The organism is Methylobacillus caricis (assembly GCF_020532705.1).
Classification (GTDB): domain Bacteria; phylum Pseudomonadota; class Gammaproteobacteria; order Burkholderiales; family Methylophilaceae; genus Methylobacillus; species Methylobacillus caricis.
The window spans coordinates 1381033-1406674 of record NZ_JAJAVD010000001.1; the positions used below are offsets into that span (position 1 = coordinate 1381033).

Below are 25642 nucleotides of genomic sequence, written 5' to 3' on the forward strand. Positions count from 1 at the left end.
CTTGAATATTCTTGTTTAATCAGATCGCTTTAAGCGGGATGGTTTTCTGGGCTTTAGGTGAATCAGACTGGCGCAAGCGTCCGCCCTCGGCATAATTGACTCGAACATAATCCTCGACAATGACCTTGAAGTCTTCGGCAATGTCCTCCCCCTTGAGCGTCACGGTTTTCTCTCCATCCACAAATACTGGGGCCACTGGGACTTCACCAGTACCGGGCAGACTAATGCCGATATTCGCCAGCTTGGATTCGCCAGGGCCATTCACCACACAGCCCATGACAGCCACGCTCATATTTTCCACGCCTGGATACTGGCTACGCCAGATAGGCATTTGATCCCGCAGATAGTGCTGGATCTTCTGCGCCAATTCCTGGAAGAAAGTTGAGGTGGTGCGTCCACAACCAGGACAGGCGGTGACCAATGGCGTGAAAGAGCGTATGCCCATGGTCTGCAGGATCTCCTGCGCCACCACCACCTCTTTGGTTCGCGCCTCGCCCGGTTCTGGAGTCAAGGAGACACGGATGGTGTCCCCTATGCCTTCCTGCATCAGGATGGACAATGCCGCAGTGGATGCCACGATACCCTTGGAGCCCATACCGGCCTCGGTCAACCCCAAGTGCAATGGATAATCGCAACGACCACCAAGATCCCGATAGACCTTGATCAAATCCTGTACCGAGCTCACCTTGCAGGAAATAATGATGCGGTCGCTGGGCAAACCTATGTCTTCGGCTTCCGCTGCATTCTCGAGTGCTGACTGAATCAGCATTTCACGCATTAGTGCTTCAGAGGTCAGGGGTGCGGCACGTTTGGAGTTTTCATCCATCATGCGCGCCATCTTGGCCTGATCCAGGCTACCCCAGTTGACACCAATCCTTACAGGCTTGTTGTAATCAATGGCGGCACGGATCATGGCGGAAAACTGCTCATCCCGCTTCGAGCCCTTACCGACATTACCGGGATTGATACGATATTTTGCAAGGGCTTCCGCACAATCGGGATATTGCGCCAACAAGCGATGTCCATTGAAGTGAAAATCGCCGACCAAAGGGACATTGCAACCCATATCATCAAGCTGTCGGCGAATAGTACCTACCTGCGCAGCAGACTCTGGGGAGTTGACGGTAATACGCACTACTTCAGAGCCTGCACGCCATAATTCATATACCTGCTTGACTGTCGCGACCGCGTCCGCGGTATCAGTATTGGTCATGGACTGAACCACGACTGGTGCACTGCTCCCGACAGGGACATGTCCGATCATGACAGTCTTGGTCGGTCGGCGGCTAAGGTTCGTTTGATAATCCAAAGACTACTCCAGCGTAAGACGCGCTACATTGACTCTAGTGTAACCAGCCAAATCAACACGATTACTATTGTATTCCAGCGCAGCACCGGCGGCATTGCCTATCACTACCCTGAATGGTGGGCGCCCGTCTATCACTTCCTCGCTGTTTGCAGCCAAGGTTTTATTCAGTATTTGTTTGCCGCTAGCATCTGACACGCTTACCCATGAAGCTTCGGTCAATATAAATTTCAATCTGGCACTGCCAGCGGCAGGAGTTGCGACCGGTTGGACAGGCGTTTCTGCAACAGAGGGGGCGGGCAACGGCACCACGGCAGGAGAAGCATTGGCAGCCTCGGGCTGGCTGGATTCAACTGGCGTTTCTGCAAGTTGCGCAGTAGTTGCAGGAGCCACAGAATGCGCTGGCAAAACTGGCTCCGGTGTCACAGCCTGCTCTTGCACATTTACAGAGGCTGGACTTTCAACCAACTCAGCATGATCAACATTGGCCTGCTTGGGAAAATAATCCACATAGACTATCCAGCCACACAACAACAGCACCAGAAGCCCACCGAACCATACATAGGCTTTCCATGCATTACTGCTTGGCCCGGAAATCACGATATTGGCAGAAGGAATACTGATCGCCTGATGGCTCTGCTCGGGAACATACTGACTATAGACCCTTAGCAAGGGGGCAGCATCAATATCCAGCAACCGCGCATAATTGCGGATAAACCCACGGGTAATCACCGCTTCAGGCATGACGGCAAAGTCATCGCTTTCCAATGCCTGGATCTGGCGCAAACTGAGCCTGAGACGATGCGATACATCGTCCATACTCAACCCCAGGCGCTCTCTCGCCGCAATCAGTTCAGGACCAATCCGGCTTATATTGCTCACCATTTCTACCGGCTGCAGATCGGGATGCTGCTCACTCATTATTACTGTCCTGACAATAAGAGTTTCGTTTGTTCGGAGTTCGGATATTTGCGTCTCAGCTGTAAGGCATAACTGGCTTCTGCATCACGGTTGCCAAGTTTGCGCTCAAGCTGAATGCCCAACCACAGCATTTCCGGCGTGGGGGAGTTGCTCTCAAGGCCTGCATGCAAATAATTCCGTGCCAGCTCATATTGCCCCCTGCCATACTCAATGGCAGCGAGCTGATAACCTGCCTGAAACAACTGGGGTTGTATCTGCAGCGCATGTTGCAAGTAAAGCTCTGCATTCTTGATGTCATGTTTGCGTAAAAGGCAAGTCCCGGCATTCATATACGCTACCCCTGGTGTGACATACAAGGGATTCTTGACAGCTTCCGAGAATTGCACAATGGACTCATCGATGCGATTGCGCGAGCAGAGAAAACTGCCGTAATTATTCCGGGTTTCCGAGCTATTAGGCTCAAGCTGCAAGGCTTTCCTGAATGCCGCATCTGCCTTGGCGTCTTCACGCAATGTTCCATAGACCAGCCCCAAGCCGTTTTGTGCAGGAGCATAGGTGGGATCAATGCGCGCAGCGTCCTGAAACTCTTCCAGGGCTACTGCAATCTGGTTCTGGGCATAATATCCAGCACCAAGCTCAGTATGGACGCGCGCGCGTTCACGAGCAGCCTCCGTATGCTGATTTGGCTCGTTGGCAGCACATGCAGTCATCACCAGCCCGGCAACCATCACCAGGATTGTTCTCACGCAACTACCTCCACCTTGATACGGCGCAGTGAGCGTTTGGTCTTGTCCTGAACCTTGCCAGCCAACTGGCCGCAAGCCGCGTCAATGTCCTCGCCACGTGTCTTGCGCGTAGTCACAATATAACCGGCCTGCATCAGGATATCGCGGAAACGGCGAATATTGTCCGGCTTGGATGTGCCGTATCCGCTGTTAGGGAATGGGTTGAAAGGAATGAGGTTGAACTTGCAAGGCACATCCCGCACCACATCCAGCAACTGCCTGGCGTGCTCCAGCGTATCGTTGACCCCGTCCAGCATTACATACTCGAAAGTGACAAAATCGCGGGGCGCCTTTTCCAGATAACGCTGGCAGGCAGCCATCAACTGCGCTAATGGATATTTGCGGTTGATAGGCACGATCTCATCGCGCAATTGGTCATTTGGAGCATGAAGCGAGACTGCAAGGGCCACTGGACATTCATCCCGCAAACGATCCATCGCCGGCACCATACCGGAAGTAGAAAGAGTGACGCGTCTACGGCTCAATCCATATGCCGAATCATCCAGCATGATGTTCATGGCAGCCACCACATTGTCAAAATTGGCAAGGGGCTCGCCCATGCCCATCATGACGACATTACTGATAATACGATCCCCCTTGGGATCACGACCCAGCGCCTTATTGGCCACCCATAGCTGTCCGATGATCTCGGACACGCTGAGGTTACGGTTAAAGCCCTGGCGGCCAGTCGAGCAGAATGTGCAATCCAGTGCACAACCTACCTGTGAAGATACACACAGCGTGCCGCGCTCATCCTCAGGAATGAATACGGTTTCCACACCGTTGCCTGCGCCTACATCAATCAACCATTTGCGGGTCCCATCTTCTGAAATCTGCTCCAGATGGACTGATGGAGGCACAATCACTGCATCTTTAGCGAGCTTTTCACGCAAGGCCTTGGCAATGTCGGTCATCTGCTCGAACTCATTCACGCCAAAGTGATGCATCCATCGCATCAACTGCTTGGCACGAAAAGGCTTTTCGCCAATACCCTGAAAGTATTCAGCGAGGGCTGCCTGGTTGAGGTTGAGTAGATTGACCGTCATGCGTTAGACCTTAGCGGCTGTAGATATTGGATTGCGCAAAGAAGTAGGCAATCTCAATAGCAGCATTTTCAGCAGAATCACTGCCGTGTACTGCGTTAGCATCGATACTGTCAGCAAAGTCAGCACGAATAGTGCCGGCATCTGCCTTTTTAGGGTCGGTAGCGCCCATCAGGTCACGGTGCTTCAGCACAGCGTTTTCGCCTTCCAGCACTTGCACAACCACTGGGCCGGAAATCATGAACTTGACCAGGTCTGCGAAGAAAGGACGTTCCTTGTGCACAGCATAAAAGCCCTCAGCATCAGCCTGAGACAGTTGTACTTGCTTGGAAGCGATGATCTTGAGGCCTGCATCTTCAAAACGAGTGTAGATCTTGCCGATCACGTTCTTGGCAACTGCGTCAGGTTTGATAATGGAAAGGGTACGTTCAACAGCCATGATTACTCCAGAGAATGAATAGATAAAAATTACCACGGAAAGACCGATAAAATAACATTTTAGCGGCCTAAAATAAAGCTGACTCACAACAAAGAAATATAACTCGTGCAGGGCACCAAGCAAATCAGCCCCACAAAAACTAACGCATCACAATGACAAACTAATGATACAGCCTTAAACCGTTCACGGCCGACTTAACAATCCCAGCTCATGCAAACCTCGTAAAACAAAACCCCGCAGTGCGGGGCCCGTCTCATCCATTTAGGCAAAGCCGGTTAAGTTATACCTGCAGCAAGCTGCGCTGCCTTCTTGCCTCATACAGGCAAATACCGCTAGCCACTGATACATTCAGGCTTTCAACCGAACCAAACATTGGTATGTTCACTAGGGCATCGCAGGTTTCCTCAGTCAAGCGACGCAGGCCTGTGCCTTCAGCTCCAAGCACCAGTGCCAACGGTCCCGACAATTCAGTATGCAGCAAGTCTGATGGCGCCTCTGCTGCAGTACCCACCACGAACACCCCTGCTTCCTTCAGCTCTCGCAAGGTTCGCGCAAGATTGGTCACCGCAATAAACGGTACGGTTTCTGCGGCACCACAGGCTACCTTGCGCACCGTAGCATTGAGTCCGGCAGCCCTGTCCTTGGGGGCAATCACTGCATGTACTCCCATGGCATCAGCTACTCGCAGGCAGGCGCCAAGATTATGTGGATCCTCGACACCATCAAGCACCAGGAAGAATGGCGGCTCCTTAAGGTCTGACTCAAGAATATCGTGGATATCCTTGTAAGGAATCGGTGTATCCACCACCCGTGCGATCACGCCTTGATGGCGGCCGTTAATCCCTGCCATACCATCCAAGCGGGTACGCTCTACCTGCATGGTGCGTACACCAGCGCTTTCCGCCATGCTGAGCAGATCTTTCATCCGCCCGTCCACGCGGTCACGGTCTATCAATATTTCCTGGATACTGCTGCCATGCTGGCGCAGGCGGCTTAATACAGCATGAAAGCCAAATAAAATACGGGATTCACTCATTCAATCAATTAGCTTTCTTTACTCTGGTGGTTACTTTGGTATTAGCCTTGCCCGTGGAACGGCTTGGTCGACTTGCTGGCTTTTTTGCAGGTGAGCGGGCTGTTGTTCTTCTCGCACGGGGTTTTACGGCTGCAGGTTTTTCAGCAACGCCGACATCGTCCGCAACAACAGCTTTCTCAATGGCCGGCTTCTTGACAGCTGGCTTTTTCGTAGCGGTTTGCTCTTTGGAGGCAACAGCTTTGGCGGGAATCGCCTTCATTGCTGGAGCTTTACCCACTGCCCTCCTCGTTGGCTTGTCCGGAACAAGCCCCGCTTCGGAAGACCCTTCCAATCCATCATCTTTATCTTTAGGAACCAGCGTAAAATCTATTTTACTGGTCTCCAAGTCCACTCGGCTGACTTTGACGCGCAGTCTATCACCTAAACGATAGCGAACGCCTGTCCTTTCTCCCAGCATTTCATGCCGCGCCTTGTCATAGTTGAAATAATCATTTCCCAACTCTGTCACATGCAACAGGCCTTCAACATAAACATTATCCAGGGCAATAAATAAGCCGAAACTAGTAACCCCAGCCACAGTCCCATCAAAGACTTCGCCTATCTTGTCCTGCATGTAGTAACACTTCAACCATGCCTCTACATCCCGCGTAGCATCATCAGCTCTCCGTTCAGTCATGGAGCAATGCTTGCCCAGCTCCTGCCAATCGCCAGCCTTATAGCGCTCCCCATTCAATACCGCCTTGATAGCACGATGAATCAGCAAATCCGGATAGCGGCGAATGGGTGAAGTGAAATGGGTATAGGACTCGTAAGCAAGGCCAAAATGGCCAATATTGTCCGGACTATAGACTGCCTGTTGCATGGAGCGAAGCAGCACGGTCTGGAGCAACTGCTCATCCGGACGCCCCTTGATCAGGGCAAGCAATTTGCCATAATCCTTGGCATGCGGTGTGTCACCGCCGCTGACACCAAAACCAAACTCTCCCATGAAGGTACGCAAAGCTTCCAGTTTTTCCGGGGTCGGTCCGTCATGGATACGATACAAGGCAGGATGCTCGCTGCTTTTGAGGAAATCCGAAGCGCAGACATTAGCCGCAAGCATGCATTCCTCAATCAAGCGATGCGCCTCATTCCGTGAAGTCGCCTCGATACGGTCTATCTTGCCGTTATCATTAAACACCATCAGCGTTTCACTGCTTTCAAACTCGATCGCCCCACGTTTTTCACGTGCAGTCAGCATGATTTTGTAGAGGGAGTATAAGTTCTGAACATGCGGCATTAACCAGGCATATTCCTTGGCATTCTCACCTTCAGGGTTAACGATCATGTCGTACACCTTGGTATAGGTCATCCTGGCCTTGGAGCGCATCACCGATGGGTAAAACTTATATTGCTTGACCTGCCCGGTGTTGCTGATCTGCATATCGCAGATCAGACATAAACGCTCAACATCAGGATTGAGGGAACAAAGACCATTTGACAGGGCCTCGGGCAGCATGGGAATGACCCGGCGCGGGAAGTAGACAGAGTTACCCCTGTCATACGCATCCTTGTCCAGCGCATCACCAGGCTTCACATAAAAACTCACATCAGCAATTGCGACAACCAACCGCCAACCCTTGCCTTGTGGCTCACAAAAGACGGCATCATCAAAATCGCGTGCGGTTTCACCATCGATAGTCACCAGGGGCAATTCACGCAAATCGATGCGCCCTTCCCAATCTGCCTCCTGCACCAGCTTGGGATATTTTTTTGCCTGCTTGATGGCTGCGTCAGAAAATTCATAAGGCAATTGATGCTTGCGCAATGCAATCTCAATCTCCATACCCGAGTCAGCATAATTACCGAGAATCTCAATCACCTTGCCTACAGGCTTGGCATGGGCTGACGGTTGTTCCGTCAACTCCACCGTTACTACCTGGCCATCCTTGGCTCCCATATCCATATGATAAGGAATCAGGATATCCTGGTTAACGCGCTTATCCTCCGCGGCTACGATAGTGACGCCATGACTACTGATCACACGTCCAACCAGAGTCTTGGTTGATCGCTCAAGCACCTCCACAATCTTGCCTTCAGGGCGACCGCGCCGATCAAGGCCTGCCGGACGCACCATGACGCGGTCACCATGAATGACCTGCGACATTTCGCGAGGGGAAAGAAAGAGATCATCCCCTTCTCCATCAGGTATAAAAAAACCAAACCCATCCGGATGCCCCTGCACCTTGCCAGCCAGCAGGTTAATTTTTTCGGCAATACAGAGCGCACCTTTGCGATTCTGGATAATCTGCCCATCACGCTCCATGGCGGAAAGACGGCGTGAAAAAATCTCTTGTTCAGACTTCTTGATTCCGACCAATTTGTAAAGTTTATCTACAGCAACAGGAACACCCTGCTCTGCCATGACCGAAAGAATAAATTCACGACTGGGCAAGGGATTAGCATAATTTTCAGCCTCACGGCCTGCGTAAGGGTCCGTAGCCCTCGCACCTCTTGGCTTTTTTACCTGGGCGGATGGCTTAACACTGGTTTTTTTAATCTGTTTTTTTTTCGTTGACAAAGTATAACTTTCCTATAAAATGCGCGGCTCATCGTTAGTCGATGCCCAGATGGCGGAATTGGTAGACGCGCTAGGTTCAGGTCCTAGTGGTGGCAACACTGTGGAGGTTCGAGTCCTCTTCTGGGCACCAAGTAATTTCCCAAAAGCCGCACCGTTACTGAATTTCAGGCGGTGCGTTTTTGTTTCTATTCTTAAAAATATACCTTCCGACACTTCCTAGCTCAACTTAGCAATTCAATTCGCAACCATTGTCCCATTAAACCTGTTGCAGGTCTAAAACATTTCCCAAGTCGCATCCCTTTTACCGGGGGTTAATGCTTAACCACCAGGGAGAAGCCTTGATGTAATCTTGCCCGCCATACTGTTGAATAGATTGCCCACTAGCCATGGCATGGGCCCGACCTATTGTTGGCCCTGTGGTTAAGGATAGAGGCACTACAGTTACATGGCTTCCGTAAGCTTTGAAGGCTTGAAACGTCTGTATAATTTTTATTCTTGTCCAGGCCTCCGGAATAATCGTCCTCAATTAATTGCACCAAATTGGATCAATTGCATTAATTTTGGTGCACTTTTTTTGGCAATAAGGGAAAATGCACTATTTATGCGCATTTTTTTAAAGCTAACTCGGAGAATGGTAAATGAGGTATCAATCGGCACATGAATTTCTTGCCGTCGTGGAAAAACAAAATCCAGGCCAACCTGAATTTCTGCAGGCAGTAACTGAGGTCATTGAAAGCCTTTGGCCCTGGATCAGCAAGAACCCACGCTATGCTGAACATGGCGTATTAGACAGGTTGGTGGAACCTGAACGGGCGATTCTGTTTCGCGTGTCCTGGGTGGATGACCGGGGCGAGGTTCAAGTCAACCGCGGCTATCGCATCCAGCATAACGCAGCTATTGGCCCCTATAAAGGCGGCCTGCGCTTTCACCCATCAGTGAATCTTTCCATTCTCAAATTCCTGGCGTTTGAACAAACATTCAAGAACGCGCTCACTACTCTTCCCATGGGTGGTGGCAAGGGCGGTTCTGATTTTGATCCCAAGGGGAAAAGCAGTGGCGAAATCATGCGGTTTTGCCAAGCATTTGTTAGCGAGCTGTTCCGCCATGTGGGCTCAGATACGGATGTTCCTGCGGGCGACATTGGCGTAGGTGCGCGTGAAATCGGCTTTATGACCGGCATGATCAAGAAGCTGACCAATCGCTCTGACTGTGTGCTAACAGGCAAGGGGCTCAGCTATGGCGGCTCATTGATTCGTCCTGAGGCGACAGGCTATGGCACTGTCTATTTTGCTGAAGAAATGTTGCGACACACTGGCCGCACCATGGCTGGCCTGCGTGTTTCCGTATCAGGTTCTGGCAATGTTGCGCAATATGCGATTGAGAAAGCAATGGCACTGGGTGCCAAGGTCATCACTGCTTCAGACTCAAGCGGCACAGTAATAGACGAAGATGGCTTTACTCCAGAAAAACTGGCTATCCTGATGCAGGTCAAGAATCAGGAGTATGGACGTGTCAGCGACTATGCTGCGCGCGTAGGCGTGCGCTTTGATGCTGGCGTCAAGCCATGGGCTGTCAAGGTGGATGTCGCGCTGCCATGTGCCACACAAAACGAGCTGGACAAGGCCGATGCTGAAACGCTGATTGCAAATGGCATTGTCTGCGTAGCCGAGGGTGCCAATATGCCTTGTACCGCCGAGGCCATGAAACTGTTTGACAAGCACCGTACCCTTTACGCACCAGGCAAGGCAACCAATGCAGGTGGCGTTGCAACTTCCGGGTTGGAAATGAGCCAGAATGCAATGCGCATTTCCTGGACCCGTGAAGAAGTCGACGCGCGTCTGTTTGACATCATGAAAGGCATACATGATGCCTGTACAAAGTATGGTCAACGTGAAGATGGCACTGTCAACTACGTTGACGGCGCAAACATTGCTGGCTTTGTCAAAGTAGCTGATGCCATGCTGGCACAAGGCGTGATTTAATCCATCATAAATCGCTGGCAAAAAAAGAGCACCCATAAGGGTGCTCTTTTGCTCTTCTGTATTCCTAGAACGGAAAACCGAAGTTAAAACCAAATGCTAAGTCCTTGAAGGCATTATTACGCCCTCCCCCAGCAATTGCCTTGGAGAGCGAAAAGTCCAGGCTAGTACGGTCAGGCTCATCGCTCAACAGCCGAATGCCGACAGATAATGAACTCAGGTGGTCAAACTCGCTTGTACGTGTGTTTTCATGGGATCGGGCTGTTTCCCCCAAAACATAAGGCTGCAGCCCTGCTACCTGATAAAAAGGCAGCTTGTAACTGAAGGGGTACAACCGGTTAAGTTCCAACGTAATACCCCATCCCGAATCCCCCACCAATTGCCCCGGACGATAGGCACGACCATGCTGATAACCGCCAAATAACACCTTCTCCGTAATAGGCAAATCATCTGGCGAATACTGTGCAGTGGCTGAAATACTGGTACCCCAGCGATCAGGAAAGTAATTACGCTGAATATAATTGAATACATACTTGGTGAACTTGAGATCTATCGGGTTACGTAAAGTCTCATCACTGAAGTTGCGCGTAATTTCACGTGAGGCTCCTAGCGAATCCAGTCCTTTGCTCAGGGTCAACTGCAAACGCCTGGCATGCATGGGAGAACTGTCACTATAGGCCATCCCCGCTGACAAGGTCCTGACATTCGAGGTGATAGTTACCGAGTTACCCGTACTCTTACTCTCTATCTGGTCGTCAAAATTATTAGCTGTCAACGAGGCAGTGCCAATCAGGCTTTTATCGCGCCTGAGCAAGAATGGATAAGACAGCGAAGTACTCAGCCTGAGCGAAGTCACCTGGCGCTGCAAGCCATCTTCAAGCCGGGCCGTGGGACGCCCGTCATAACTCGAAGCCTCCACCCCCAGCACCATCCCTTCTTTACCAATGGGTTGCGCATAAGTAGCGGCATAGTATTTTTCGTTTTCTTCCGACAGCAGGGTAGAGACCGTAATTTCCTCCGACAATCGCGTATTGCCGCTCCCTTTTACTGTAAAAATACCGCGTGTGAAAGGTTGCACGGTTTCCAGGCGGCCGATCGCATCAAAGGCCTTGCGGTCCACCTTGAGCAGAAGTTCACTTCCACCATCCATTTGCTGCGGCAAAGGCAGGGAAGCTTGTATTTTCAAGCCAGGCAAAAGCCCCAGCATGGTTGTGTAACGCTCCATGGTATCGCGAGTGAGCGGCTTTTCGCCTAATAGCGGCGCGACTACCTCACGGATTTTCTCTTCCGAAGCACCGGGATTCCCCTCAATCTTCACCGAGTTGACATGACCTTCTATCACAACCACCTTGATAATTTTTTCATTGAAGTTCTGTGCCGGGATATAACAGAAAGACAATGGAAGTCCGCGCTGCTGATAATAATCAGTGACCTTCCTTGACAGCTCTATAAGCTGTGCAATGGTTATTTTTTTGTGGGTATACGGCGCAAAAAAGGCACTCACTTCCTCAAATGGCACCGCTTTCACCCCATAGATACCGAAACTGAGAGGCTGGATCTGGGTATCCAGTATCTTCTGCACTTCAGGGGAAATGGCTGCTTTTTGCTGTACATTCACTTCGGCACCAGGCTTGATGCTTGGCACCTCTGCCTTCGGCAGCGTATCCACCGGGTTTTCAACAGCAAGGCTCGTGGTATTGCTCAACAATGTGCCAAGACCAAGTAGCAAAATGCACGAGCAAGAGTATTCAAACTTTTTCTTGTTGGTTTTTTTCATGCAAGGGTAAAGCTCCAGTTGATATAAAAAAATCCCGGGCAATATATGCACCGGGATTCCTTATGTCAGGCAAAACTCACTGAGATAACCTGATTCTCAGTGCAGGCCAAGCAAGTTAGTTAAAGGTGTTAACAGATTGCCATTATTAGTGGTGGCATTGGTCGCCGAACCACCGACGCCTGTATTAGTGGTAATACCGCCACCAGTGACTGCAGACAGTACGTCAACAACCGGGGCAAGCAAACCTCTGCCAATAGTGCCGCCATTCGCGCCACCAAGCACATTGCTAACGATAGGAGTAACCAAACCGGTCCCTCCACCCAGTACATTGCCTGTTGGCAACACTCCCCCACCAATGCCGGAAACCAGTTGGGTTACAGGAGCCAACAAACCAGCTGTACCCAACCCACCGCCAAGCAAATTGGTCACAGGGGCCAATAACCCGCTTGTATCTCCGCTAGCCAATACATTGGTCACGGGGGTCAACACATTACCCAGCCCACCAAGGTCACCCGCGGACAAATTAAGCACTGGTGCCAAAGCGTTGCCACTCCCATTAGCAACCACATCAGTGGTTAAAGGCAGCACGCCAGCCTGACCGATCAGAGGATCCAGGGCAGCCTGACCACCTTGGGCACTAGTCAAGGGCAATACGCCACCTTCACCAATTACTGGATCAAGCAAAGCAACAGTACCGTTGCGTGTTTCACCGCTGGTCAATGGCAGCACTCCATTCTTGCCTAGCAATGGATCAACCAATGTTTGGTTGCCGGAAGCTGTAGTCAATGGAACCAGGCCATTGGAACCAATCACGGGATCAAGCAAGGTATTGGCTCCAGCCAGTACCCCAGTCACTGGCGCCAGCGCTCCTGTGCCGGCAACACCACCCACAATGCCCTGCGCAAGGCCAGCCACACTATCCACTGCCTGCTTGCCTGTAGAAGCCACCTGCTCAATAAGTCCGTTGCCAATACCGGGCAAGGCATTTCCACCGCCTAGCAAATCTGTCACAGGAACCAAGGCACCGTCTGTGCCTGGCACTACACCTGACAATGTAGTACCAGCCTGGGCAACTGCGTTCCCAACCGTTGTCGCAACAGGTGTTACCGCGCCATCCAGTACATCGCCGACGGAACCAGTCACACCTGCAACAGGCGCAAGTGCATTACCTGCTGTACCAAGCACGGGGGCCAGGGTAGAGGCTACAGGGCTTATTACCCCAGCCACAGTATCCAGCGCAGGGTTCAATACCCCTCCAGCAGTACCAACCACAGGAGCTAATGTATTGGTCACAGGAGAGAGTGTTCCAGCCACAGGTGCCAACACGCCAGCAACTGGTTGCAATACAGGCTCCAGTAAACCGGCAGCAGTATTGATTACTGGAGCCAAAGGCCCGGCTATGGGTTCCACCACGGTACTCACGCCCCCTAATACTGGAGTCAAGACATTGCCCGCTGCAGTTGTCAGGGGTAGCCCGGTATTGTTCACACCATTAGCCAAGGGACCAAGAGCGCCAGCCAGTGGCGCAACTACACCAGAAAGAGAGTCTGCGGTTGGACCAAGTACAGTAGCAAGCGGAGAAACCACATCACCCACAACCCCAGTCACTGGCAACAATGTATCAGTAAGTGGTGCCAGGGAAGAAGTCAAAGGCGTCAGGGTAGCGACAACGGGAGTCAATACCGGTGACAGGACAGATACAACTGGCGCCAGAACAGGATCAATGGCGATACCCAATGGATCAGTCACCGGTTGAAGTGCCGTAGTAACAGGCTCAACCACACCATTTGTCAAATCATTGACAGTATCAACCGTGTCATTCAAAGAGCTAGTGGTGACTGTTGGCGTGCTGTTGGATGAAGTTGGACGAACATTGCTGTTGCCTCCGCCATCACATCCTATCAACGCAATGGATGAGCACAACACTGCTAACTTGATCGCATTATTCACATGAACATTTGATTTAGTGGACATTTTATTCCCCTCAAGGTTAAGGACCATGCTTGATGGTCTCTGATCATTAACTCCAGGCGAATCGCAACCTTTGGTTCTACACACTCAGGCCATGCTGTGCTCGCTTGTTGTCATTGGCGCGGCATAATGCCACATCCAATTATCATTTTTATCATTTTTATCAAAAGTGTCAATTGTTTCGTAAAAAGATATTTGAACTAAAGCTTGAGGAAATAAAAGAAAAAGTGTTCCAACCATGTGGGTTAGGAACATCAGAAAAACCTAGAGGAGAATAAAAGCAGGAAGATTCAGACAACATCCACAGCAGGAACAAAATATAAAAATGCTAGATTTCGTATTTCCTCATCCATAAAATCACTTGAGTGCCCTCGCCATAAACAGACGAAACATCAACCCAGCCATTATGGATTTCCATGATTTCCTTCACCAGGCACAAACCTAACCCCGTGCCAGGAACATTGCCAGAGGTATCTGCTCGGTAAAAACGCTCAAATAGGCGGCTGAGGTGTTCCTGGCTCATGCCGATACCATGATCCTTAATACAGATACCCACATACATTTGCTGGTGTTTCTGCTTTTCAATGATATTGAGTTTTATATCACTATCAGGATTGGAGTATTTATGTGCATTGGACAACACATTCATGAGTGCCTGAATGATTTTATCGAAATCAACAGCCACCATTAACTTGGGATCGCTAATAAGATATTCAATCTCGCGCCCCTCGCCACTGACAACAAATTCCTTCAGTACCGTATCTACGATATCCACAAGCAGGTAAGGCTTAATATCAAAGGCCATGCCCTTTCTTGCCTCTATCTTTGCAAGATCCAGCAAGTCATTGATAAGCTTGGTCAGCCTTGTGGACTGGCGATGCACTGTACTCAACATGTCTTTCTGCTGCTCGGTATTAAACTCGCGCTTCAGAAGCAGCTCGGTAAACCCATGGATACTGGACATAGGCGTTCTCAATTCATGGGCCGCCATGGAAAGAAACTCACCCTTCATCCGGTGTAATTCCGACTCTTGAGTAATGTCCCGAAAATAATGGATGGTTCCCGCAAAACGATTTTCATCATCATGTGCCTGGCGCATGGAGCGCTTGATCACAGTGAGCTTAGGCTTGGTCAATCTCATGATGACAGCATCCTGCAAATGCTGATCAGACACAGCCTCACACTTGGGACATAACAAAGCCATCAACCCTTCAAACTTATCTTGGGTGATACCCTCCATCTCCTCAGGCATCAGGCCAGTCATCCGGAGAAAGGAAGGGTTAACCCAAGTCAGCTGGCCATGCTGGTTAAACGTGACAAATCCATCCGGACTTAATTCGAAAGTACTTTTGAGAATACCCAGCAAACGGCTGGAAAATTCTTGCGCATTCTTCTTCTCGGTAATATCCCTTGCAATCGCAATGTAATTGCAAATATTTCCCTGAGAATCCAGCAAAGGCTCAATATCCAGATCAACCCAGTAAGTATCTCCATGCTTTGTTTTTCTTAGAAGCTCGGCTTGATAGCCTTGTTTCAGCTCTAAGCACTCTTTGATTTGCGCGACGGATTCTTCATCGGCATCCAGCAAATCCCCGAGATAACGTCCAAGTACTTCTTCCGCATGGTATCCGGACCTGCGGATATAAGCATCATTTACCCATTCGACATATCCAGTCGAATTTGCGATAACCACAGAGTTATCAGACATAGATACGATATGGGTCAAAGTCCTAGATTCGGATTCCTTGATGGACAACAGCGCATGTGCCTGGAACAACTGCTTTTTCTGGATTGTCAGCTTGTGCTTGGTATTGCGTGCCTTTTCAAGTGCAGTGAATTTGGCACGCCTCAATAGCTGCAAATGTGGGACTGATTGAGCAAACTTGGATTGCGTGAGTTCTTGAGTATCGGCAATCCATGGTAAAAGCAGAAAAGCCAAATTACCATCTGCATGAGCTGCCACCTTGCCGCCCAACCACATGCCGCTCAGTTTGTGCCGGAGCAGGCACAACTCGTCTTTTTTCGCTAATAGGGTGTTAAGGCAAAAAGTCTCTATGGGCGAAGCAATCTCAAAACATTCCGAGATACATGTTTCATTCCCAAAAGATGCATCAAGCAGCTTAAAACTATGGCCATGCTCGAGTATGTTAAGTTGACTATCCACAATGATATGGAAAGGGAACATCTGCAACAGCTCTGGGCCCTGCACATCCAAAGATGAAACAGGGTTAAGCTGACGTATGGATCTTGCCATGATGCTGAATGCTTGCGTTGGCAATCAAGTTTTCAATAATTGGTTCAAGGTGACTGAGCGCTACTGGTTTATGGAATATCTGAATTCCGCCAGGCAAGCCGCCAACGTCTTTAATATAGTCGGCATTTAATGCTGTCATCACAATGATTTGGAGTCGATCAAAATCTTTGGAGCTTTTAAGGTGACGAATCATATCGAAGCCATTCATGCCCGGCATATTCAGATCTGTCACCAATAAATCTGGTATTTGCCGGCCCAGGCTTATCAAGCCTTCAAAACCATCAGAGGCTACATCAACTCTTATTGGGAACTTCCAACTGGAAAAGAAATAATAGAAAAGGTTTCTCAATGCACTGTCATCTTCTACCAGGAGAATATGGAATAATCTTTCTCCATCTTTACTTACAGAAGAAGGATCAATTGCCTCTTTGCGCTGATTAAGAATGATATCCACAGAGCCTCTGGAAATACGTCTATGGCCTCCCGCAGTTTTCCAGGCTTTCAGAACTCCCGATTCAACCCACAACTGAACGGTTCTGAGGGAAACATCCAATATTTTGGAGGCTTCCCTAGTGGAAATAAACTCTTCCTTCCTTGCTTGCGACTGGTCAGGCATGATCAGATTCTAAAAGCGAGATATTTTTTCATATTATCGACACTCTTACATAAAATCAAATAGATAGAAAAATTTCAAAATTAAACGATTGACACAAACAAAAAAAGTGATAAAAATGATAAATCAACGTTGGTCATAACTTCTTCATTCATAAGAACTTATCAATAATTAAGTGGAGATAGGTTTGTACAAAATTTTGATTATTGAAGATCATCCGGATGTCAGAAAACTTATCCGGATCAGCCTAGAATTCAATCATTATGATATTCATGAAGCAAGTGACGGGGAAACCGGGCTGGAAATGGCTAAATTGATCCATCCAGACCTGATTTTAATGGATATCATGATGCCTGGCAGAACCGATGGCTATCAGCTTTGCAACACCTTAAAATCACAGGAAGAATTCAAATCCACCCCTATTATTTTTTTGACGGCACGAGGGCAGGAGCAAGATATTATTTCAGGCTACCAGGCTGGATGTGACAACTACCTTATCAAGCCTTTCAGTCCAATTAAGCTGGCTGACACGGTGGAAACCTACCTAGCAAATAAAGATCTCCCTTGATAAGTGATATCCATCGACAACAAGCTCAGGGCAGCAATTCAGGATTTAATGCATATATGGCAGGCAAATTTCTCCACCAGCCATAGACATCCATGCCACAACCAAAAACATATTGATTAGGAACCGTCAGTCCAACAAAGTCGGCGACAACCGGCTTTGAGCGTCCAAGCTCTTTTTCCACCAATACCGCCACCAAAACCTTTTCTGCCCCCAGCTTCAAACATTGGCTTTTGATTTCGGCGAGGGTATATCCCTCATCTAGAATATCATCCAACACCAACACTGTCCGGCCACGTACATTATCACCAGGCATCACCTTCCACTCGAGATGCGCACCTTCTGTATTATTGCGATAACGACTGGCCTGGACATAATCAAACTCAAGCGGGAAAGCCAGCCTGGGCAATAACTGGCCAGAAAATACAACTCCCCCGCCCATGACGCATAAGACTAAAGGCCTGGAATCCGCAAGCACCCCTTCGAGCTCATGAGACAAACGGCTAACTGCGTGATTGACGGTACTTTCATCATGAATCAGGATAGCTGTATCCAGAAGTAATTGAGGATTGACAGTGATCTGGCTCATGATACTGCCTAGCCTTACTTGACCAGGTCTTTCAAGTATTGTGAGAACTCCTCGCCTATTTCCTCGTGCTTCAAGGAAAATTCCACATTGGCTTTGACATAGCCCAACTTGCTTCCACAATCATAACGCTTGCCATCAAAGCGATAAGCCAGAATTCTCTGCTTTTCCATCAATGCAGCAATACCATCGGTGAGCTGGATTTCACCGCCCTTGCCAGGCTTCACGTTTTCCAAGCATTCGAATATTTCAGGAGTCAGAATGTACCGGCCAACTACAGCAAGGTTGGATGGCGCTTCTTCAGGCTGAGGCTTTTCCACAATGCCATGCAACTCAAGTACATTCGGGCTAACTTCCTGCGCATCTACAATACCGTAACTGGCTGTCTCGCTAGGATGTACGTCTTCCACTCCCAGAATAGAGGCGCCCTGCTGGCCGAACAATTCCACCATTTGCTGCATGGCAGGTTTTTCCGCATCAATCAAATCATCAGCAAGAATGACAGAGAATGGATCATCGCCCACCACAGACTTTGCCAACAACACTGCATGACCCAAACCTAGCGCTTCTGCCTGACGGATATAAATGCAGGATACATTTTTCGGCAGGATGTTCTGGATCTGCTCCAACACATCAAATTTCTTTCCTAGCTCGAGCGTTGCTTCCAACTCAAAAGACTTGTCGAAATGATCCGGGATAGACCGCTTGTTTCGGCCAATGATGAAAATGAGTTCGGTTGCACCAGCAGCCACTGCTTCCTCAGCTGCATATTGAATCAGTGGTTTATCAACTATAGGCAACATCTCCTTGGGGCTAGCCTTAGTGGCAGGTAAAAAACGCGTGCCTAAGCCAGCTACGGGGAATACTGCCTTGGTAATTTTCTTTCTCATCTCTTATTCTTTCTTAATAAGCTTAATGTATTGTTGATGATACTAATGCAGGCACAACAACTTCTCTATCAGCATTGATAGCGGTGTCCTATCAATCCATTTCAACAAGGCCGTCACCCAAGCCTCATCTGCAGTACGAGCCATAGCAATTCTTAATTTATCGTGAGGCGTTGGCACAGTGAGTTCATCATCGGCCAGAAGTTCCTCATACAGTTTCTCACCCGGGCGCAAGCCAGAATACGTTATTTCAATCTCATCGGCCGAGAAACCAGAAAGCCTTATCATATCACGAGCCAAATCCACAATCCTAACAGGGTCTCCCATATCCAGTACAAATATCTCGCCACCTGCTCCCATAGCGCCAGCCTGCATTACCAGCTGTGAAGCTTCGGGAATCGACATGAAATACCTTGTAATTTCAGGATGGGTAACCGTAATCGGTCCGCCTTGTGCAATCTGCTCCCTAAACTTGGGAATAACGCTACCGCTGCTGCCCAACACATTACCAAAGCGCACAATGACAAACTGGGTTCCTACCTCGCCCTGCAACCCCTGGCATACCATTTCCGCCAGGCGCTTGCTTGCCCCCATGACATTGGTCGGGTTGACTGCCTTGTCAGTGGAGACCATCACAAATTTTGCAACGCCAACATCTTTACATATCCGTGCCAGCGTATAGGTGCCATTGACATTATTTGACAATGATTCAGCCACATTGCAGTTTTCCATCATGGGAACATGTTTGTATGCTGCTGCATGGAAAACAATCGATGGCTTGTATTGCCCCAGGACTTTTCGCACACGGACAGCATTCCTGACATCGCCAACGATATACTCAATCTTGGTCTTGATATCCATCTGGCTGAACTCCTGCTCAAGCCGGTATAAAGCAAACTCGGACAAATCGAAACAGACCAAGCGAGAAGGCTGGTATCTAAGCACCTGTCGGCATAGCTCAGAGCCTATAGAACCTCCTGCGCCGCTGACCATGGCCACTTTGCCGTCTATCAAATGATGTAATCCATCATCATCCAGACTGACTGGCTCTCGCCCGAGCAAATCCTCAACCTCTACTGGCCGGATCTGAGACATACTGACCCGTCCACTCATCAAATCCTCAAAAGATGGGACCGTCAGTACTCTCAAGCCATTGGCAGTAGCAAGGTCAATCACCTTGCGGCGTTCTTGATGCTTGGCGGATGGCATTGCAATAATCACATGCGATACCGACAAAGCAGATGCTATAGCGGGCAATTGCTCAATGTCACCCAGCACCTTGATACCAAGCAGCTCCCTGCCCTGCATGGATTTTTTTTCATCCAGCAACCCGACCACATACCATTCACGGCTCTTGGATAGATCCTTCAACAAAGCAATTGCAGCCTCGCTTGCGCCAAGCACGAGCACAGGTTTGCCGGAAAACTGCGCAGCACCATACAAACGATGCTCTTTCCATGCCCGATAAGCAAAACGGCTACCGCCCATGAATAGCAAGAGAAGCATAGGATCCATAATCAAAACTGAACGTGGCACAACACCATGTGGCTTGAACATGAAGAGAATCGCAACCACCAGACCTGCATTGATCGCAATCGCGCGGATCAACCGCTGCAAATCTGGCAAACTGGCAAAACGCCAAACACCACGGTAAAGGCCAGCCAACAAGAAAACACTAGCCTGGAGAGGAATTACCCAAGCAGCGCTTTCCAGCATGCTTTCAGTAAAATCAACAGGTATATCAAAATTAAATCGGAAAAGAAAAGCAGCCCACCATGCTAGCGCTGCAACAATGATGTCATGCACCCAGGCACTTATTGAGCGTGGATTTCTCAAGTTGATATAGTTGAACCACTTGAATGTAGAAAAGTAATTCAGCACGCGCACAACCTAAAATGAAATAAATACATTCTACTAAAAACAAACCAAAGATGACGAGCTATCAATGAGTACATGTCGCTAGTACAACCCTTCATAACCAACGAATTAACGCACAACCCGGTCACCCCGCCCCTTACCCAATATCGTCTGCATCAGGAGTTTGAAATAAAGTGGTAATGTCAATTCGCGCAGCATCAAGGCATCAGTTTCAGCAAGAAGCTTAGGGGTCGACATATCGATATCATTCACCTGAGCAATCCCGGTAATACCGGGTCTCACATTGTAAACACCCAACGACTGACGCTCAGCAATCAACTCCTCCTGATTGAATAAGTTAGGACGCGGCCCAACTAAGCTCATTTCCCCCTTCAATACATTCCAAAGCTGAGGCAGCTCATCCAGCTTCGTTTTGCGTAAAAAACCGCCGAGCCAGGTAATAGAAGCAGTAGAAGCCAGATGACTGGCAACAGAGGCTGTATTCACCTTCATCGTGCGAAACTTCACCAGTGTAAATGGCTGCTGGTACCGTCCGATCCTCACTTGGCGAAACAATGGCGAGCCCGTATCGAATAAACCACCTATATAAATTAGTAGCAATAATGGAAAACCCAGAATTAATCCGACTAGCGAAAAAACAACATCGAAAAATCGAATCACAATCAGTCCTTGACGGAAAAACAGCGTCTAAGGCCCTCATCCACAGAAATCGGAGGAGTCCACCCCAATACTTCACGCGTCTTGGAAATATCAACTTGCAAAGAACCCAAAAGCCGCTGGGCAATCATCCTTTTCCCCAACACAGTCAAACCAACCTTCAGTAAACCGGCGGGAACTGGAATCAATCGAGAAGAAGCCCCTGCAGCTTTGGCCAAGCGCCGTGACAAATCAGAAGTTGACATATCCTCACCATCACTTACCAAAAAAATCTGGTTAGCAGCAAATGGATGATCAATACAGGTGATCATCAGGCTTACCAGATTATCTACCGCCACCAGGGAGCGCCGGTTATGTATCGCTCCTAGCGGCAATGGTATTCCCGCACGGGCCCATTTCATCAAACTGGCAAAGTTACCCTTCACCCCGGGACCATAGACCAATGGCGGCCGGATCACCACCACTTCCATCCCAGTCTCCTTAGCCAATGCCAGCAACTGCTGTTCCGCCTCATACTTTGAAATACCGTAGGCATCTTGAGGCATAGCGGCAGAATCAGTAGTGTAGGGCCTCCCAGACAAGGTTTGCTCACCATTAACCTTGATGGAACTCACGAAAATGAATCGCTTGACCCCGGCAGATGCAGCTTGACGTGCCAAGTTGATTGTACCCTTCACATTCGTCTCACGAAATGCTTTCAAGGGATTATGGTGCTCATCCTGCATGACATGGACACGAGCGGCAAGATGAATGATGACATTCACTCCAGTTAGTATGGGTAACCAGGCAGTAGAGCGGTCAATTTCATCCACCACATAATCAATTACTTTAGTGTTTTCCTTGGATTGACGCCCAGCGGAAATGACCGATACTGATCGAGAATTTAATTGCTGTAATAACCTGTGGCCCACGAAACCAGTCCCGCCGGTGATCAGTAACTTATTCATTGATTAGCCGCTTATAAACACTCAGCACCTTGCGCACAATATATTCCTGCGAAAACTCCTTCAACACCATTTCCCTACCAGCGTGCCCCATTCTCTGCCGCATGACATGATCGAGGATCAATCTTCGCAATGCTTCTGCCAGTTTTATAGCATCCTTTGCCGGGACCAGGATGCCATTGTATCCATCTTGCACTACTTCGCGGCAGCCTGGTACATTAGTGGTCACAATAGGCTTACCCGATGATGCAGCTTCAAGAAGGGCTTTGGGCAATCCTTCGCGATAGGATGGTAAACAAACGATATTGGCTTGCTCTAACACCTTGGGCATATCATCCCGCCTCCCCCACCACTCAATATGACCTAACGCTTGCCACGTTCGCAATTGCGCTTCTGCAATACTCGCCAGGTTACCCGCATCAGTTCCGCCTACCAGGACAAAACGTGCATCGATTTTCTCGGCCTTGAGCATTGCCGCCGCTTCGACAAATTCACCAATCCCCTTGTCCCATAACATCCTGGCAGGAAGCACTACTACAATCGGTGGTTTCTCATCCCTCGCCTGCGGGGCAAATACTCTGGTATCGACTCCAGCACCTCTGATCAAGGTAATGTGGGATGGGCGCATTCCCATCCCTTGCATAACTGCAGCATCATCGCCATTCTCAACAATCACTTCGGTAGATTTCAGCAGGTGGCTGAACACCTTGGTCACACCACGCTTGAGAAACAAGGCAAACCATCCCTGAGAAATAAATAACCATCCTAAACCCGCAACCCAATTAACGCGATGCCTCACTTTGGTCAGCGCAGCTGCAATTGAACCCAGAAGCATCGGCTTGATAGCGATGTGATGGCAAATCTCAGGACGCTCTTTTCGGTATATCGTGGCCAGCCTGTACACAGTCAAGATAGCAGAAAATGGATTTAGACTACGGCGAACAATATTTAACGGAATAACCCGAATCCCAAGTTGCTCAAGCTCACCCTCATGATTTGTTACGTTAGTGACTAGCACCACGTCAAAACCAGCTAGCTTTGTGCCAGTGATCAGGGGTAGCCAGTGCGAACAGGCAAACCAATCCTCTGCAATGAAAAATAATATTTTGGGTTTGGTATTAACCATATCAGGGGAATCTTTGTGATTTTAATATTCGCGTCTCAACGACGTAGTAATACTTGATACTTAACAATGCAAACTGCCATTCAGCAAGACTTGAGCCAATATACCCTTACTTGAGATAGTCTACACAATGGCATGAGCACACTATTGAGGGAGTAACATCGCTCGTCATTGTTTATTTTTTTTAGCATCCTGTTGAAGTGAGGCATAAAGCTGGCCAAGCAGGATAGTCTTATCTATGTATGGTCTTGCAAGTACTGCAATATCCTGCCGCCCCAACTCCCTGACATCCTGGGCATATGCCAGGATGGTCGGGATATCAAGTGGCCCATGCTTAAAGAACTTGGCATCATCCGGAAATACATCGGCATGCCCAGCATATACTGCCAAACCTGAAGCTAAATATTCTCGCACTTTGAGCGTACAAGCCTCGCGCATAGATTTACGATCCAGAGCAAATGACGACAGACCCAGCCAGCATCTTGCTGACAATGCCCTGATCTGCGCCTGATCCAGTTTCCCATGCAATACGACCCGGCTATCTAGCTGTGCACGATGCAGGTCTTCCGGCTCTAATTGGCCTACCAGATGAATAACAAATTCTTTCTCAGAGGCTTGAATGGCATCCAGCAACAAGTCCAGCCCATGCCATGAAGCAAAGAAGCCTGCCACGAAAATTAACTCGGGAATATCACCCCGCTCATCCTGCAACGTAGCAGTCTCTGTAAATATGCCGTTTGGATAAAGCATTCCTGTACGGCCACTCACCCCTGTTCGAGCGAGTTCATGACTAATAATTTCATGGGTTACTCCTATCGTACCCGCACAGGCCTTGATAGCCAGAGCACCAAACAAGCGTTCCAGGCCACTCCTAATATGGGAAAGTATTCCGACCTCCATGGCCAATTCAGGTACTTCCAATGTGTGGTGCACAAAGAAGACCGGACGAGATGACAACAGTATAAAAAGCAGCTGGAATGGATCATGAACGTAATAGCGCAATACAAAGGCATCATAATGCTTAGCTTGTGCAAGTAGCCAAGCATGGTATTCGATACGTAGAAAGAGCCAGGCGAGCATTCTTGCCAGCATCGATTCATGCTGGAAGCATACCCATCTTGATTCACGTACCACGTCATGCTCCAGTTCCGGGGAGAACATGACCACATCCCATGTGATACCCAAGGCTTGTGCCGCTCTGGATTCATCTCTCATCTGGTTGAGAATGCCCGGTGGCGGCGATAACAAAGCAGCAGAATGTAATATCCTCATCTTGAACTCAATGTTCAGCAAATTGCATGATGGCACTCACAATCTTGGTCGAGGCATGACCATCACCGTAAGGAGATTTATCCAGATTGCCTGCTTCAAAGCGGCGCTGCAATATTGAAGTCAGCTCCTCTCCATCCGGCGAAGCCAGGTGATTCCATCCCAGCTCGACTAGCTCTACCCATTCGGTTTCATCCCTCAGAGTGACGCACGGCACTTGATGGAAATAAGCTTCTTTTTGCACTCCGCCAGCATCCATGACAATCAATTCCACATGCCTTTCCAACATGATCAATCACCTTGCAGTTGGTAGGAATTGTAAGGCGATTCTCTGCCTGGTTCTTGGATGCAAGAGCAGCACAATGAGTCTTGCTGATTGGGCGAAAGCAATCATCTGTTTGAAAACATGACTGCTTTTTTCAAAGCACAAGCTCCTGGCAGCCTCCTCTACATTACGTTTAAATTCAATTATCTTTTCTCGCGTCATGTCTGCAATCACCCGTGTCGAATCTTTTTGGGAAAAAAGTATCAGCCACCAAGCCCAATTGAAAGCGCATGACCAACAATGCCACTTCATTGGGAAGGCCCGATTGCAATCGCCAACCTCGCCTGAACAAATCCAAAAAATTTATTTGGCAAAGCATTGACATGGTTGAAATTGACAGAAATAACAGATAGGCCCAGGCATCATATTGATTCAATAGCTTTACTCACATAATTAAGAAAGGAACTAAAAACTCTTAATCAACATAGAGTTGATTTTTAGTCTATCTCGACCGAATAGCCCACCAATATGGCACCATGATATCCACGTTAAAATAAAAACAGCAAATAATATCAGCATACATATAAATATAATGAAGTATAGTAATCATTACCCAATGCCAAAGATAAAGGGAATAAAATACCCTTAAATAATGCAATAATGCTTCGATGGAATAATTCAAAGACTCTAGTTAGGGAAGCAAACAATATGGCGCAGAGACAAATAATCTGCTTCCCTGTCATATAATGGCTTTGCAAGCCTAGTAATCCTTCCACAAAAACAT

Annotated in this window: 22 protein-coding genes and 1 tRNA gene; 3 read left to right on the top strand and 20 right to left on the bottom strand. The window is 48.7% G+C overall.

The genetic code is table 11. From position 1 onward, the window contains the following. Window positions 1–19 precede the first annotated feature (19 nt). The 7 genes from ispG to rnr all read right to left on the bottom strand — a co-directional run bounded on the left by ispG (window position 20) and on the right by rnr (window position 8090). Window positions 20–1309: a flavodoxin-dependent (E)-4-hydroxy-3-methylbut-2-enyl-diphosphate synthase gene (gene ispG, locus LG200_RS06570; protein WP_226756775.1), complete on the bottom strand. Its 1290-nt coding sequence runs from the start codon at window positions 1307–1309 to the stop codon at window positions 20–22. Window positions 1310–1312: 3 nt separating this feature from the next. Then, window positions 1313–2227: a helix-turn-helix domain-containing protein gene (locus LG200_RS06575; RefSeq protein WP_226756776.1), complete on the bottom strand. Its 915-nt coding sequence runs from the start codon at window positions 2225–2227 to the stop codon at window positions 1313–1315. Between the two features lie 2 nt (window positions 2228–2229). Then, entirely contained in the window at window positions 2230–2973 is a 744-nt protein-coding gene (gene pilW, locus LG200_RS06580) for a type IV pilus biogenesis/stability protein PilW (RefSeq protein ID WP_226756777.1), read from the bottom strand. After that, window positions 2970–4058 carry a 23S rRNA (adenine(2503)-C(2))-methyltransferase RlmN gene (gene rlmN, locus LG200_RS06585; protein ID WP_226756778.1) on the bottom strand — a complete coding sequence of 363 codons (1089 nt, stop codon included), beginning with the start codon at window positions 4056–4058 and terminating at the stop codon, window positions 2970–2972. The genes pilW and rlmN overlap by 4 nt, the downstream gene beginning before the upstream one ends. A gap of 10 nt (window positions 4059–4068) precedes the next feature. After that, window positions 4069–4494, bottom strand: a complete 426-nt coding sequence (gene ndk / locus LG200_RS06590) for a nucleoside-diphosphate kinase (protein ID WP_226756779.1) — start codon at window positions 4492–4494, stop codon at window positions 4069–4071. Window positions 4495–4774: 280 nt separating this feature from the next. After that, entirely contained in the window at window positions 4775–5530 is a 756-nt protein-coding gene (gene rlmB, locus LG200_RS06595) for a 23S rRNA (guanosine(2251)-2'-O)-methyltransferase RlmB (protein WP_226756780.1), read from the bottom strand. 4 nt (window positions 5531–5534) lie between these two features. After that, entirely contained in the window at window positions 5535–8090 is a 2556-nt protein-coding gene (rnr, locus tag LG200_RS06600; protein ID WP_226756781.1) for a ribonuclease R, read from the bottom strand. A 43-nt stretch (window positions 8091–8133) separates the two neighbouring features. Here rnr and LG200_RS06605 point away from each other — a divergent pair. Next, window positions 8134–8220 (top strand) — tRNA-Leu (locus LG200_RS06605). Window positions 8221–8728: 508 nt separating this feature from the next. Continuing rightward, complete coding sequence (gene gdhA / locus LG200_RS06610) at window positions 8729–10072, top strand: NADP-specific glutamate dehydrogenase (protein WP_226756782.1); 1344 nt, start codon at window positions 8729–8731, stop codon at window positions 10070–10072. 64 nt (window positions 10073–10136) lie between these two features. Here the strand turns inward: gdhA and LG200_RS06615 are convergent, their stop codons facing one another. The 5 genes from LG200_RS06615 to LG200_RS06635 form a co-directional block, all read right to left on the bottom strand. Then, window positions 10137–11846 (bottom strand): ShlB/FhaC/HecB family hemolysin secretion/activation protein, encoded by a 1710-nt coding sequence (locus LG200_RS06615; RefSeq protein ID WP_226756783.1) that lies wholly within the window; start codon window positions 11844–11846, stop codon window positions 10137–10139. Between the two features lie 96 nt (window positions 11847–11942). Then, window positions 11943–13820, bottom strand: coding sequence for a hypothetical protein (locus LG200_RS06620; protein WP_226756784.1), 1878 nt, complete (start codon window positions 13818–13820; stop codon window positions 11943–11945). An 84-nt stretch (window positions 13821–13904) separates the two neighbouring features. Further along, entirely contained in the window at window positions 13905–14072 is a 168-nt protein-coding gene (locus LG200_RS06625; RefSeq protein ID WP_226756785.1) for a hypothetical protein, read from the bottom strand. Window positions 14073–14145: 73 nt separating this feature from the next. Further along, the gene (locus LG200_RS06630; RefSeq protein ID WP_226756786.1) at window positions 14146–16071 is read right to left on the bottom strand and encodes a PAS domain-containing protein; all 1926 of its coding nucleotides are present in this window, start codon (window positions 16069–16071) and stop codon (window positions 14146–14148) included. Beyond that, window positions 16046–16687, bottom strand: a complete 642-nt coding sequence (locus tag LG200_RS06635; protein ID WP_226756787.1) for a response regulator — start codon at window positions 16685–16687, stop codon at window positions 16046–16048. The genes LG200_RS06630 and LG200_RS06635 overlap by 26 nt, the downstream gene beginning before the upstream one ends. 184 nt (window positions 16688–16871) lie before the next feature. On the opposite strand from LG200_RS06635, the gene LG200_RS06640 reads away from it, so the two are divergent. Beyond that, the gene (locus LG200_RS06640; protein ID WP_226756788.1) at window positions 16872–17252 is read left to right on the top strand and encodes a response regulator transcription factor; all 381 of its coding nucleotides are present in this window, start codon (window positions 16872–16874) and stop codon (window positions 17250–17252) included. Window positions 17253–17277: 25 nt separating this feature from the next. Here the strand turns inward: LG200_RS06640 and LG200_RS06645 are convergent, their stop codons facing one another. From LG200_RS06645 to LG200_RS06680, 8 genes are all read right to left on the bottom strand, one after another. Next, window positions 17278–17838, bottom strand: coding sequence for a hypoxanthine-guanine phosphoribosyltransferase (locus LG200_RS06645; protein WP_226756789.1), 561 nt, complete (start codon window positions 17836–17838; stop codon window positions 17278–17280). A gap of 14 nt (window positions 17839–17852) precedes the next feature. Beyond that, on the bottom strand, window positions 17853–18725 hold the full coding sequence (gene galU, locus LG200_RS06650; RefSeq protein WP_226756790.1) for a UTP--glucose-1-phosphate uridylyltransferase GalU: 873 nt from the start codon (window positions 18723–18725) through the stop codon (window positions 17853–17855). Window positions 18726–18767: 42 nt separating this feature from the next. After that, window positions 18768–20603 (bottom strand): polysaccharide biosynthesis protein, encoded by a 1836-nt coding sequence (locus LG200_RS06655; protein ID WP_226756791.1) that lies wholly within the window; start codon window positions 20601–20603, stop codon window positions 18768–18770. Window positions 20604–20708: 105 nt separating this feature from the next. Further along, a complete protein-coding gene (locus tag LG200_RS06660; protein WP_226756792.1) occupies window positions 20709–21260 on the bottom strand; it encodes a sugar transferase in 552 nt (183 codons plus the stop codon). A gap of 2 nt (window positions 21261–21262) precedes the next feature. After that, window positions 21263–22204, bottom strand: coding sequence for a UDP-glucose 4-epimerase family protein (locus LG200_RS06665; protein WP_226756793.1), 942 nt, complete (start codon window positions 22202–22204; stop codon window positions 21263–21265). Further along, on the bottom strand, window positions 22197–23327 hold the full coding sequence (locus tag LG200_RS06670; RefSeq protein WP_226756794.1) for a glycosyltransferase family 4 protein: 1131 nt from the start codon (window positions 23325–23327) through the stop codon (window positions 22197–22199). Before LG200_RS06670 ends, LG200_RS06665 begins: the two co-directional genes overlap by 8 nt. Window positions 23328–23492: 165 nt before the next feature. Further along, entirely contained in the window at window positions 23493–24596 is a 1104-nt protein-coding gene (locus LG200_RS06675) for a glycosyltransferase (protein ID WP_226756795.1), read from the bottom strand. A 7-nt stretch (window positions 24597–24603) separates the two neighbouring features. Then, a complete protein-coding gene (locus LG200_RS06680) occupies window positions 24604–24882 on the bottom strand; it encodes a UDP-N-acetylglucosamine 2-epimerase (protein WP_226756796.1) in 279 nt (92 codons plus the stop codon). Between the last annotated feature and the right edge of the window lie 760 nt (window positions 24883–25642).